Origin of the sequence: Actinophytocola sp. (assembly GCF_050699915.1) — a bacterium.
GTDB lineage: Bacteria > Actinomycetota > Actinomycetes > Mycobacteriales > Pseudonocardiaceae > Actinophytocola.
The window spans coordinates 1-12657 of record NZ_JBOHGA010000190.1 but is presented as its reverse complement, the minus strand read 5'-3'; the positions used below and the strand labels follow the sequence as shown (position 1 = coordinate 12657).

The 12657-nt window shown below is 72.2% G+C and carries 12 protein-coding genes; 6 read left to right on the top strand and 6 right to left on the bottom strand.

Annotated features, from left to right (window positions below; all coding sequences use genetic code 11):
- From ACRDSK_RS26100 to metX, 5 genes are all read right to left on the bottom strand, one after another.
- Nucleotides 1-790 (bottom strand): WXG100 family type VII secretion target (locus ACRDSK_RS26100; RefSeq protein WP_431443925.1); only part of this gene is annotated, 790 nt, incomplete at its 3' end.
- A 79-nt stretch (nucleotides 791-869) separates the two neighbouring features.
- Nucleotides 870-3074: a helix-turn-helix domain-containing protein gene (locus tag ACRDSK_RS26095; protein WP_431443923.1), complete on the bottom strand. Its 2205-nt coding sequence runs from the start codon at nucleotides 3072-3074 to the stop codon at nucleotides 870-872.
- Between the two features lie 74 nt (nucleotides 3075-3148).
- Complete coding sequence (locus ACRDSK_RS26090) at nucleotides 3149-3631, bottom strand: CoA-binding protein (protein WP_431443922.1); 483 nt, start codon at nucleotides 3629-3631, stop codon at nucleotides 3149-3151.
- A complete protein-coding gene (locus ACRDSK_RS26085) occupies nucleotides 3628-4977 on the bottom strand; it encodes an O-acetylhomoserine aminocarboxypropyltransferase/cysteine synthase family protein (protein WP_431443921.1) in 1350 nt (449 codons plus the stop codon). The genes ACRDSK_RS26090 and ACRDSK_RS26085 overlap by 4 nt, the downstream gene beginning before the upstream one ends.
- Nucleotides 4978-4991: 14 nt before the next feature.
- Nucleotides 4992-6191 carry a homoserine O-acetyltransferase MetX gene (gene metX, locus ACRDSK_RS26080; protein ID WP_431443920.1) on the bottom strand — a complete coding sequence of 400 codons (1200 nt, stop codon included), beginning with the start codon at nucleotides 6189-6191 and terminating at the stop codon, nucleotides 4992-4994.
- A 96-nt stretch (nucleotides 6192-6287) separates the two neighbouring features.
- On the opposite strand from metX, the gene ACRDSK_RS26075 reads away from it, so the two are divergent.
- On the top strand, nucleotides 6288-6845 hold the full coding sequence (locus tag ACRDSK_RS26075) for an OsmC family protein (protein ID WP_431443919.1): 558 nt from the start codon (nucleotides 6288-6290) through the stop codon (nucleotides 6843-6845).
- The gene (locus ACRDSK_RS26070) at nucleotides 6838-8073 is read left to right on the top strand and encodes an NAD(P)-binding domain-containing protein (protein ID WP_431443918.1); all 1236 of its coding nucleotides are present in this window, start codon (nucleotides 6838-6840) and stop codon (nucleotides 8071-8073) included. The genes ACRDSK_RS26075 and ACRDSK_RS26070 overlap by 8 nt, the downstream gene beginning before the upstream one ends.
- A 49-nt stretch (nucleotides 8074-8122) precedes the next feature.
- On the opposite strand, the gene ACRDSK_RS26065 is transcribed toward ACRDSK_RS26070, so the two are convergent.
- Nucleotides 8123-9499, bottom strand: a complete 1377-nt coding sequence (locus ACRDSK_RS26065; protein WP_431443917.1) for a pyridoxal phosphate-dependent decarboxylase family protein — start codon at nucleotides 9497-9499, stop codon at nucleotides 8123-8125.
- 307 nt (nucleotides 9500-9806) lie between these two features.
- On the opposite strand from ACRDSK_RS26065, the gene ACRDSK_RS26060 reads away from it, so the two are divergent.
- From ACRDSK_RS26060 to ACRDSK_RS26045, 4 genes are all read left to right on the top strand, one after another.
- A complete protein-coding gene (locus ACRDSK_RS26060) occupies nucleotides 9807-10202 on the top strand; it encodes a hypothetical protein (RefSeq protein ID WP_431443916.1) in 396 nt (131 codons plus the stop codon).
- Nucleotides 10203-10285: 83 nt separating this feature from the next.
- Nucleotides 10286-11062: a class I SAM-dependent methyltransferase gene (locus ACRDSK_RS26055; protein WP_431443915.1), complete on the top strand. Its 777-nt coding sequence runs from the start codon at nucleotides 10286-10288 to the stop codon at nucleotides 11060-11062.
- Between the two features lie 133 nt (nucleotides 11063-11195).
- Nucleotides 11196-12062 (top strand): aldo/keto reductase, encoded by an 867-nt coding sequence (locus ACRDSK_RS26050; RefSeq protein ID WP_431443914.1) that lies wholly within the window; start codon nucleotides 11196-11198, stop codon nucleotides 12060-12062.
- Between the two features lie 9 nt (nucleotides 12063-12071).
- Nucleotides 12072-12657, top strand: a 586-nt coding sequence (locus tag ACRDSK_RS26045; protein WP_431443913.1) for an AfsR/SARP family transcriptional regulator, incomplete at its 3' end; no start/stop codon positions are given.

The following is a 12657-nucleotide window of genomic DNA, read 5'->3' as shown; positions in this document are numbered from 1 at the left end:
GCCGGGACCAGGGCGCCCCACCCGTCCCGCCGCCACCCGCGAGCGATCCGCCGCCGGCGGCCGCGGCCGCGCTGGTCGCCCCCGGTCCGTCCACTTGGAACTCCCCGGGCTTGGTGGCGTCGCCCTGACCCGGCACGACCTGGCTGCCGCTGCTCTGCAGGCTCGCCTCGTAGCGCTGCATCACGCGCACCGCCTCGGCCTTCGAGGCGCCCGCGACCGCGTCGGCGGTGAACACCCGGGCGCCGCCGACCAGCACCGCCTCGAGCGGCGGCATCGGTCCGGCGCCGACCGCGCTCGACGCCAGCGTCATCGGGTCCGGGGGCGGCGGCGGCATGGTGTTGCGCGCCAGGGCCAGCGCGTCGCCGGCCTCGTTGACCGCCTTCTGGACCGTGCTCGCCCTGGCACCGACGGTCCAGATCTTGTCGCTGAGCTCCCCGAGCCGGTCCCCGGCCAGCTCGGCCGCCCGGCCCTGCCAGTTCGACGTCAGCGCCTCCCGCTGGCTGCGCAGCGCGTCCGCGAACTCGGTCAGCGCACTGCTGTGGCGCCCCCACTCGGCGGCGACCGTGCCGACGTCCCCGACGTCCGCGTCCTCCCCCCACAACATCCGGTACAGCTCTTCGTGGGTGTAGGCGTTCCAGTTGGTGCCGCCCGGCGGGGTCGGCGAGGCGAAGAACGCGGCCCACACGCCGTCCAGCGCGTCGGTCAGGGTCTGGGTCAGGTTCCCGAGCGGTCCGTCGGGGTTCAGTACCCCGGTGACCGCGCCCGCCAGGTCATCGACAGTTTCGAACACGTCGCAGACAGTGGCGCGGACCCGTGCACCGGACCAGGACCGCGGACCGGACATCTATGTCCGGCCGAAAAGGCGCAGGTCAGCCGACGTCGGCCAGGTGAGCCTGGAGGCGGGCGTGCCGGAACTGGTAGACCGCGCCGACCTGTCGCAGCACGCCGCGGTGGCACGCGTCGTCGAGGAAGGCGGCCACGGACCAGGGCAGCCGGCCGGTCAGCGGCAGCCAGACGCGCGCGAACACGAGCCACTGGCCCCACGCGGTCAGGCTGGTCCCGATCGCGAGGCCGATCACGGGGCCGAGTACGAGGTCGAGCGGGACGGCCGCCGGATGCACGTTCCCGAGTACGAGCGTGATCACCAGCAGGTGGGCGAGCCCGAGCACGAGTCCCCAGCCGAGGAACTCGACCACCACGGTCGCCCGGTTGGTGCGCAGCAGGTCGGCGGGGCCGACGGCTGACCTGATGTCGACCGGGGCCTCGAGCCCGGCCATCAGCCCCCACCCGAGCCCGGTCAGCATCCCCAGGCCGGCGCCGGTCGCGAGCCCGCCGAGAAACCCGAACCCGACGAGGCCCATCGGGTCGAGCCCGGCCGCGCCCGCGAGTCCCAGCACCAGCCCGAGGCCGACGCCACCGGCCAACCCGACCAGGAGCCGGGGGCCGAACCTCGCTCGCAGCTGCCGTGCCCCGCCGCGGGTTCGCAGCCGGACGTGTGACGGCTCGAACGCCCCGCCGCCGAGCGTGATCCCGGCACCGTGCGCGAGGCCGGTCGCCAACCCGAACCCGAGCCAGTTGCCCAGCATGGCGGTGAGCCCCACCAAAGCGCCCTCGCCGGCCAGCGTGTTCACCGGTGTGATGAGCGAGCCGGTGAGCACGCCGACGGCCAGTCCGGCCACCAGCCCGACGATCAACATGCGCGAGCGGCGGCGCATCGCGCTGCCCAGCTGCCACCAGGCGAGGTCGTGGGTGCCGAGCCGGTCCAGGTGCTGGGCGAGGTAGCCGAGCCAGCTTCGCGCGCGCTCGGAGTCCCAGCGGGGGTGCTTGTCTCGGTAGACCGTGGGGATGAAGTTGCTCAGCAGGTGGTCCTCGAGCTCGTACTGGCTGCCGAACCGCTCGGTGTCCAGCAACACCGACGGGTCGCGTCCGGCGGGGTCGCTGTAGACGGCGCGGGCGAGCCCGACCATCAGCGGGGTGGTCAGCACCGCGCGGAGGTTGACGCTGGCCGGACGCTCGGGGTGGTCGCGCAGCTCGTCCAGGACCGAGTCCCACGCGGTCGCGCCCCCGTTCTTGCGCGTGGTCCGCGGGAGGTAGTCGTCCAGGTCGGCCACGGTGAGGTCGATCAGCCTGACCGCCGCCGCGGCGGTCAGGGCGTCGGTGCCGGCCACGGCGGCGTACTCGCCGGGGCGGCTGGTCAACAGCAGCGGCAGGGTCGTGGCGTTGAGCGCGTCGAGTGCGGCCCGGTGCAGGCCCGCGGCGAGCTCGTCGAACCCGTCCAGTACCGGCAGGATGCGGCCGGCCTCGACCAGCGCGGTCGCCAGGTTCGACCCGTCGCGGCCGGGTGCCGCCAGCCCGGGGTGGTCGCGGGTCAGCTGTCCGGCCAGCCAGTCCCGGAACTCGGTGGTGGTCGGGTTCCAGGATCCGAGGCTGAAGACGACCGGCACGGCGGCGCCCCGGTCGCGAGTCGCCAACAGGTCGAGGACGAGCCGCGCGGCCAGCACCGACTTGCCCGATCCCGCCCGGCCGAGCACGACCAGCCGCCCGGACGGGATGCGCCGGTAGACGTCGGCGATCTCGGGCAGGCGCCCGGCGAGCTCCAGCGGTTTCGCGGACTCACCCGGCGAGACCCGGCGGATGTTCTCCCAGTGGTCCATCACGTCGTCGGGCGCCACCTGCCAGCGGACCGGCAGCGGGAACGGATCCTGGATCCGCCGCAGCTCCTCCTCCCGGCCCAGGCCCGCACCGACCGCGTGCGCGAGATCGTCGGTGGCCTCCGCCAGCCTGCGCTCGAACGCCGACTCCGGGCGGAACCCGTTGACGGCACCGGCGGCTCCGTGCGGGTCCGGCACCGCCTGCCCGTCGGCGACGGCCAGCAGCTTGGCGCGCTCGTCCGGCTCGAGCCGCAGCGCGTCGGCGAGCAGCCGCACCGTGTCCAGCTGCGGGTTGGTGCGCTCACCGGTCTCCAACCGGCGAACGGTCCGCACCGACAAGCCGGAGCGCTCCGCCAGCTCCTCCTGTGTCAACGTCGTCTGCCGCCGCAGCTGCCGAAGCAGCACGCTGAACTGGCTCGTCACACAGCGCAGCCTATCGAGCGCGGTCAGCCACCGTAGGCGAGTTGCACCACTTTGCCGCAGTTCAGGGTGTTGATCTACTGAAGGCCGGCCCGCACGGAGGTGATGCGCGTGGTGTTGAAGCCGAGCCAGTGCATGCGGCCGATGTAGCGCGCGTGCTCGACCTTGATGCAGCGGTCCATGACCACCGTCACCCCGCGGTCCTCGGCAAGCTGTCCGCCGGTGGCGTTGATGACGCCGAACTGGCACCACAGGACGCCGGCCCCGATCTCCACCGTCTGTTGCGCGATCTCGGGGAGTGCGTCCGGTGCGCGGAAGACGTTGACGATGTCCACCGGCTCGGGGACGTCCCGCAGGCTCGGGTAGCTGGTCTCCCCCAGGATCTCCGACGCGCGGGGGTTCACCGGGATCACCCGGTAGCCGTGCCGCCTGAGGTAGTAGCCGACGAAGTAGCTCGCCCGCAGCTCGTTGTTCGAAAGGCCAACGATCGCGATCGTCTTCGCGGTGTTGAGCACCCGCTGGATCTCCAGCGGGTCCTGGTAGCGCGCCGGCACTGTCATGCTGTCGCGACCTCCTTCGCAACTGTCTCGGCCACATGCGCGAAGCCCTGCTCGAGATCCCAGAGCAGGTCCGCCACCGACTCCGTGCCTACCGACAGCCGCACCGTGCCGGGGCCGACGCCGGCCGCGCGCAGCTCCTCGTCGCCGAGCTGGCGGTGCGTGGTGCTGGCGGGGTGGATGATCAGGCTCTTCGCGTCGCCCACGTTCGCCAGGTGGGACCACAGGGACACGCCGCGGATCAGTGCCTGCCCGCCGGCCCGGCCACCGGCGACGTCGAACGAGAACACCGCACCGGCCCCGCGCGGCAGGTACTTCTCGACCAGCGGCCGGTACGGGCTCGCCGGCAGGTCGGGGTAGGTCACCCGCGACGCCAGCTCGTGCGCGGACAGGAACTCGGCGACCTGTCGCGCGTTGTCGACGTGGCGCTCCATCCGCAGGGACAGCGTCTCCATCCCTTGCAGGAACAGGAAGGCGTTGAACGGCGAGAGCGCGGCGCCGAGATCGCGCAGTGTCTCGGCGCGCAGCTTCATCAGGTAGCCGTAGGTGCCGAACGTCTCGTGGAACCGCAGGCCGTGGTAGGCCGGCGACGGGTCCGCGACGACCGGGAAGCGTCCGTTGGACCAGTCGAACGTGCCGGCCTCGGCGACCACCCCGCCGATGCTCGTGCCATGACCGCCGAGGAACTTGGTCGCCGAGTGGATCACGATGTCGGCGCCCCACTCGATCGGGCGGCACAGGTAGGGCGTGGCGAAGGTGCTGTCGACGATCAACGGCACCTCGTGTTCGTGCGCGATGGCCGCGACCGCCTCGATGTCGAGCACGTTGCCGCCGGGGTTGCCGATGGTCTCGGCGAAGAACGCCTTCGTCTCGGCGCGCACCGCCTGTTTCCACGCGCCGAGGTCGTCGGGGTCGACCCACGTCAGGTCGACGTTCATCTTGCGCAGCAGGTGCTTGAGCTGGTTCACCGTCCCGCCGTAGAGCGCCGACGACGAGACGACGTGGTCCCCCGGCGCCAGCATGGTGAACAGCGCGGCCGCCTGCGCGGCGATGCCGCTGGCGAACGCCACCGCGCCGGCCGCACCCTCCAGGTTCGCGACGCGCTCCTCGAACACCGCGACGGTCGGGTTCATGATGCGCGAGTAGGTGTTCCCGTACTCCTGCAGGTTGAAGTAGGCGGCCGCGGACTCGGGATCCTCGAACACGTAGCTGGTCGTCTGGAAGATCGGCACCGCGCGGGCGCCCGTGTTCGGGTCCGGCCGTTGCCCGGCGTGCAGCTGCCGGGTCTCGAACCCGAACTCGTGCTCCGGCTCGACCCTGCGCGAGTCATCGGGGAAGTCGTTGGTCACCAAAGGCCTCTTCCTCACCGACCGCCCAGGAAACGGCGGACGATCGGCGTCTGTCGGTCTTCTTCCAGCAGGAAGCAGTCGTGGCCGTACGGCGCCTCGATCAGATGCAGCTCGGTCGGCTTGCCGAGGGCGCGCAGCGCGTCGTCGATGTCCTCGGACGCGGACGGCGGGTAGAGCCAGTCGGAGCTGAATGTGATCAGCAGCGTCCGCGCCGTGACAACTTCGAGTGCCCGGGTGAGTGACCCGCCGCCGTACTGGCGCGCGAGGTCGAAGTACGTCAGCGCGCGCGACATCGTGAGGTAGGTGTTGGCGTCGAACCGCTTGACGAACGAGTCGGCCTGGTGGCGCAGGTAGTTCTCCACCTCGAACTCGGGTTCGGTGATGGTGTACCGGATGTCGTCGGCGAACTGCAGCCGGCGGCCGAACTTGTCGTCCAGCGCCGGCGCTGACAGGTAAGTGACGTGGCCGACCATCCGCGCCACGCCCATGCCGGCGTCCGGCGCGGCGCCCGTGCCGTAGTAGCGCCCGCCCTGCCACGCCGCGTCGCGCATGATCGACTCGCGCGCGATCGCGTTCCACGCCATGCCTTGCGGGTGCAGGGCGTGGGTGCTGGCGATGACGACGATGGAGTCCACCTGATCGGGGTACCGGATCGCCCACTCGAGCGCCTGCATCCCGCCGAGCGAGCCGCCGGCCACCGCCGCGAGCCGCTCGATGCCGAGCGCGTCGAGGAAAGCGCGCTCGGTGCGGACCATGTCCGCGACGGTGATCACCGGGAAGTCCGGCCCGTACGGCCGGCCGGTCGCGGGGTCGGTCGACGACGGCCCCGTCGTGCCGCGGCAGCCGCCGAGCAGGTTGGTGGAGACGACGAAGAAGTGGTCGGTGTCGAAAGCCTTGCCGGGGCCGATCATGCCGTCCCACCAGCCGAGTGCCTTGCCGGCCGTGCCGTCGCGGTCGTCGGCTCCGAACCCGTCCCGCGTGCTCGCTTCGGCCTGGCCCGCCGAGAAACCGGCCGCGTGCGCGTCACCGCTGAGCGCGTGGCACACGAGGATCACGTTGTCGCGCTTGGGTGAGAGGGTGCCGTAGGTCTCGTAGGCGACGCGGACCGGTTGCAGCTCCTGTCCACAGTCGAGCCGCACCGGTGCGGGCAGATCGAGGTATCGCGTTTCCACGCTGCCGACCGATCCGGCCGCGAGCGTCGACGCGGGCACCATGTGCGCATCATATCCACCCCGGCACGTTCCGCGACCGGGACGACGCCGTGTTTCGGATACTGAGACGCAGGTCAGAGGGGGTGTAGCGTTCCCAACATGACGACCATCGACAGCATCGACAACGGGGTCGACGTCCAGGCCCTCCTCGACGCGCGTGAAGCTGTCAAGTCCGCACCGGAGGCAGCCCAGTTCGCGTGGCGGTCCACCACGCGGTGGGAAAATGGCGTGCACAGCACGACGACCGTCAAGGACTACTTCGGGCTCGGCGCGGAGCAGAACCACAAGGCACAGTCGACCCTCACCGCCGACCACCCGGAGACCTTCGCGGCCACGGACAACGGCATCACGCCGATCGAGTACCTGCTCGTCGGCCTGGGCAGCTGCCTCACGGCCGGTGTCGCATCCGTCGCGCAGAACCGCGGCATCCAGCTGCGGTCGGTCGAGGCGACGCTCGAGGGCGCGCACGACATCCGCGGGATCCTCGGCGCGGACAGCGACGTACGCAACGGATTCAACGGCATCAAGGTGACGTTCAACATCGACGCAGACGCGTCCAAAGAGGACATCGAGGCGATCGTGGCCCAGTCGCAGAAGCGCTCGGCCGTGTTCGACGCCCTGACGAACCCCACGGACGTGACCGTCGAAGTTGCCTGAGCGCACCACGACCGTCGTGGTCGGCGCGGGCCATGCGGGCCTCGCCGCGAGCCACTACCTGCGCGAGCGGGCGCTCGACCACGTCGTGCTCGAGCGCGGCGAGGTGGCGAACTCCTGGCGTCGGGAACGCTGGGACTCGCTGCGGCTGCTCACGCCCAACTGGCAGAGCCGGCTGCCGGGCCTGCGCTACGAAGGCCCGGACCCGGACGGCTACCTCAGGATGGGCGAGGTGGTCGAGCTCATCGACCGCTTCGCCGCACTCACGCGCGCTCCGGTCCGCACCGGCACGACCGTCACGTCGGTGCGGCGCACCGAAGACGGCTACCACGTGAGCACTGATCGCGGCGAGATCCGTTGTCGCACAGTGGTTCTCGCCAGCGGCGCCTGCAACGAGCCGGCGGTGCCTCGGCTGCGCGAGGCGGTGCCGGCCGCCGTCGAGCAGGTCACGCCGTTCGACTACCGCGGGCCCGACGCGCTCGCCGACGGCGGTGTGCTCGTCGTCGGCGCGTCGGCCACCGGGGTGCAGCTGGCGGCCGAGATCCGGGGTTCCGGCCGGCCGGTCGTGCTGTCGACGGGAGAGCACGTGCGGCTCCCCCGCCTGTACCGCGGCCGCGACGTGCTGTGGTGGATGGACGCCTCGGGCGTGTGGGACCAGCGCTACGACGAGGTGCCCGACCTCACCCGCGCCAGGCGTCTCGCCTCGCCGCAGCTCGCCGGAACCCCGGACCGGTCGACGCTCGACATCAACGTGCTGACCGCGCTGGGCGTCGAGCTGGTCGGCCGTGCGGCGACAGTGCGCGACGGCGAGCTGTTGTTCTCCGGCGGGCTGCGCAACGTCGTCTCGCTGGCCGACCTGAAGATGGACCGCCTGCTGGGCACGTTCGACGAGTGGGCCGCCTCGAGCGACCTCGACGTCAAGCCGCCGGAACGGTTCGAGCCGACGCGCGTGCCCGCGTCGACGCGGCTACGCCTGGACCTGCGCGGCGGTGAGATCCGGACCATCGTCTGGGCCACGGGTTTCCGGCCGGACTACAGCTGGCTCGACGTCCCCGTCGTCGACGAGAAGGGTCACCTGACCCACGACGGCGGCGTCGTGGACAGCCCCGGCCTGTACGCGCTGGGCCTGCCCGTCCTGCGCCGCCGCAAGTCCACCTTCATCCACGGCATCGAGGACGACGCGCGTGAGGTGGTCGACCACCTCACCCGCCACCTGGCAACGCGTCGATGACGCGGTGGGACGGAGACGAGGAGGCGACCCCTACGCTCTCGCGCAACCCTCATCTCGTCGCCGCGGTCAGCTTCGCGGCCTCCTGGATCACCGTCAGGGCTTCGTCCACATGGGAGCGGTGGGAGCGGATGCTCAGCACGCACATGCGGATCGTGTGTTGGTCCGACACCCGGGTGCTCGACAGGTACACGCGGCGGGTCCCGTTGATCCGCGCCAGCAGCGCCTCCGTCGCCGCGTCGCCGTGGGGTGAGCGGAACACGGTCACGGTCAGGCCGAGGGGGTGGGGCACGACGAGGTTGGGGTCGGCCGACAGCGTGCGGTGGACGTGCGCCGCGAGGTCCAGCTTCTCGTCCAATTCGGCGCGGAACGCGGCCACGCCGTGCAGGTGCAGCGGCAGCCACAGCCGAAGACCCCGGTAGCTGCGGGTCAGCTCGGGACCGAGGTCGGCGAAGTCCGGGCCGACGCCGCGGTCGATGTCCTGCAGGTAGTCGCCGGTCGCGCTGTGCGCGGCGTGCAGCCGGCCCAGGTCGCGCGCCAGCAGCACGCCCGTGCCGTAGGGCAGGAACATGCTCTTGTGCGGGTCGAGCGTCAGCGTGTCGGCCTGCGAGATGCCGGTCAGCTCCCGGCGGCCGCGCTCGGTCAGCTGGAACGCCCCGCCGTAGGCGGCGTCGATGTGGAACCACAGGCCTTCGCGCCGGGCGAGCTCGCCCTGGGCGTCGAGGCGGTCCACCGTGCCGGTGCTCGTCGACCCGGCGGTACCGACCAGCATGAACGGTCTCCGGCCCGCGGCACGGTCCCGGGCGATGAGCTCGGCCGCGGCCTCGACGTCCATGCGCAGATCCGCGCCGGCCGGCACCGTGCGCAGCTGCTCGGGGGTGAGCCCGGCGACCCGCGCGGCCTTGGCGACGCAGTAGTGGGTGTGCTCGGTGACGTAGACCGTCCCGCGCGGGTCCGGGCCGCCGAGCCGGTCCTCGCGCGCGGCATGCAGGGCGGCGAGCGTGGCGATCGACGCGCCGGAGGTGAACAGGCCGCCCGCACCCTCGGGCAGCGCGAACAGGTCGCAGAGCCAGCGAAGCACGCTGTGCTCCATCGCCACCAGCGCGGGCGCCGGGCCGGCGACGCCGGTGTAGCGGTTGACCGCGTACGCCAGCATCTCCGCCAGCACGGCGGTGTACAGGCCCCCGGCCGGGAAGTAGGCGAAGAAGCGCGGACCCGCGGATTCGAACGCTCGCCCGGCCGCGTCGCCGAACCGGGCGAGCAGGTCCCCGAGCTCGCCGGGCCCGTCCGGCGGCGGGGCGAGCAGCCGCGCCGGGATGCCGGAGTCGTGGTTGCTCGCGGGCGCCTCCTCCAGCCCCGCCAGGAATTCCTCCACGAACGCTGTCGTTGCCGCGGTCCATGCCTGCCGGGTCGGCTCGTCGGGCTCCATGGTCCTGATGCTAGGAGCCGCTACCGTCTGGCCGGACGCCGAGGCCGAGCTCCCGTTCAAGGAGCCGTACTACTCCAACCGGGAGATTCCGGCCGACTGACCGCTACACGGTCGTCGGGATCGGGCCGAGCATTCGATGCCGTGTCGTCGGTGATGGCGAGCACGGCGTCCATGGTGGCTTCGCCCGCCGCCGCCAGCGCGGCGGCCGCCCGGGAGAACTGTTCCATGGGCGCTCCCGGCGCGTGCACGACGAAGGCGAGCGCATCGGCGTCGGACCGGCGACCGTCCACATGCGTCGGTCGAGGCGGTGGTCGCGGACGCGGAGGAGCTCGCGGGCCGGTTGGCTCCCGCGAACGCCGCGACAGTTCGGGACGCGGCGCACGACTTCCGTACCGAGACCGATGCCGACTACTACGCGGACAACGTGCGGCTGCTCGAACCGGCGTATCTGCGCGGCACCACGCCACAGGCCGGCTCCGACCGCATCGAGGTGGCAACGCCATCGACTACGTGCCTGCCGACGGGCGTCGCTTCACCTTCGTGCACGTGCTGCTCGACACGGGTGCCGCGACCGCGCCGCGCGGACCTCGTCCGCCACCCGCTGAGCGCGCTGGTCGAACCGGGCGGGCGGCTGCTGGTCAGCCACTACCGGAGCGAGGGCGGCACCGACCGCGGCGCCAACACGGTATGGCTGCAGGCCTGAGCATCCGCCCTTCCCGGTTCGGCGGTGTCCAATCACCCGATCGGGTATCTAGGCTTCGCCGCCGGACCACCGTGGAGGCAGCGTTGACCAGCACGGAACAGAGCCGGCGCAAGTACGACGCGTTGGCTGACCGGTACGAGGAGATCTTCTTCTACGTCGCTGACGTGGGTCGCCGCCTGGTCGACGTCGCGGCGCCGCAGCCGGGGGCGCGGGTGCTCGACGTCGGCGCCGGGCGGGGCGCGGTGGCGCGGGCGGCGCTCGTTCGCGGGTGCGTGGTGACCGCCGTCGACTCGTCGGGCGGCATGGTGGCGCGGCTGCGCAGTGACCATCCGACGATCACCGCCCGGCAGCTCGACGCCAGCAGGCTGGACTTCCCGGACGGCTCGTTCGACCTGGTCGCCGCGGGTTTCCTCGTGCAGGTCCTCGACGATCCGGCCGCGGCGCTCGCGGAGTTCCGCCGGGTGCTCGCGCCGGGCGGCACGGTGGCGCTGTCGTTGGAGCGGCAGACCGTGGGCCGGCTCGGCTGGCTGCACGAGCTGAACGCAAGGTTCTTCGGCAGCCCCGGCGAGACTGCCGACGCGCTGTCCGCCGACCGTCTCGACACCCTGCTGGCCGAGGCCGGGTTCGATCGGCTCACCCGCACCGAGGTCGACATCCCCAAGCCGATGGCCGACCCGCGCGCGCTCTGGAACTGGCTTGCGCTGCAAGGCGTGCCGCAGGCTCTGGAAACGCTGCCACCGGACCGCGCGGCGGAGTTCCGCCGCGCGTTCTTCGCCGGCGCGGAGGAGATGCACGACGAGGGCGGCATCGTGCTCGATTTCGGAGCCACGCTGCACCGCGGGGTCAGCGCACCGAAGTAAACGCTGGATCGCCGCACGGAATGGGTCCACCACAGCGGATCGCGGCCGGCGGCACGCGACGTGCGGCCGCTCGCCGCGCACGTCGCGTGCCGATCGCGAAAGACTGGTGCCGAACCGAACGGAAGGATCCACCATGCAGACTCGGCGCATCGGCGACGTGCAGGTCAGCGCCATCGGGCTCGGCGGGATGCCGATGTCGATCGAGGGCCGGCCGGACGAGCGGCGATCGGTCGCGACCATCCACGCCGCGCTCGACGCCGGCGTCACCTTCATCGACACGGCCGACGCCTACCACCTGCACGCCAACGAGGTCGGGCACAACGAGACGCTGATCGCGCGGGCGCTCGCCGGCCACGGCGGCGACACCTCCGGCGTGCTCGTCGCCACCAAGGGCGGCCACCTGCGGCCCGGCGACGGATCGTGGACGCTCGACGGCTCGCCCGAGCACCTCCGGCAGGCCTGCGACGCGTCCCTCAAGCGGCTCGGCGTCGAGGCGATCGGCCTGTACCAGTTCCACCGGCCGGACCCGAAGGTGCCGTTCGCCGACTCGGTCGGTGCGCTGCGCGAGCTGCTCGACGCCGGCAAGGTCCGCCTGGCCGGCGTGTCCAACGCGAACCCGGACCAGATTCGGCTGGCGAACGAGATCCTCGGCGGGCGGCTGGTGAGCGTGCAGAACCAGTTCTCGCCCGCGTACCGGTCCAGCGAACCCGAGCTCGAGCTGTGCGACGAGCTCGACATCGCGTTCCTGCCGTGGAGCCCGCTCGGCGGCATCTCCCGCGCCGGGGACCTCGGCTCGCGGTTCGCGCCGTTCGCGGACATCGCCCGCGCACACGGGGTGAGCCCGCAGCAGGTGTGCCTTGCCTGGATGCTCGCGAAGTCGCCGCGGACGATCCCGATCCCCGGCTCGTCGCGGCCGGAGACGATCCGCGACTCGGTCCAGGCGGTCGACCTGACGCTGTCCACCGAGGAGTCCGCCCGGCTGGACGGCGCCGGTCGGTAGCCTCGGTGGGTGGAGTTCGGGCTCCTGGGGCCGGTTGTCGCCCGGCACAACGGATCAGCGGTACCGGCTGGCAGCGGCCGTGAGCGCTTCGTGCTGGCCACGTTGCTGCTCAACGCCGGCCGGCTGACCACGCTCGACCGGCTCGTCGACGCGCTGTGGGACGAGCCGCCGAGCACGGCGCGAGCCCAGGTGCACAACGCGATCAGCGGCGTCCGCCGCCGGCTGCGGGCCGGCGACGGCGCGATCGGGGACGACCTGATCATCACCCACGCCACCGGCTACGAGCTGCGGCTCGGCGACCACCAGCTCGACGTCCTGGCCTTCCGTGAGCTCGTGGTGGCCGGCCGGCACGCGATGGCCACGGGCGACGCCGCCGAGGCGGCCGATCAGCTGGCGGCCGCGCTCGCGTTGTGGCGCGGCCCCGCGCTCGCGGACGTCGCGGACGAGCTGGCCGAGCCGATCCGGCAGGTCCTGCACGCCGAGCGGCTGACGGCGGCCGAGACGCGGCTCGACGCGCTGTTCGCGCTCGACCGGTTCGACGAGGCCCTGCGCGACGTCGAGCCGCTGCTCGCCGAGCACCCGTACCGCGAGCGGC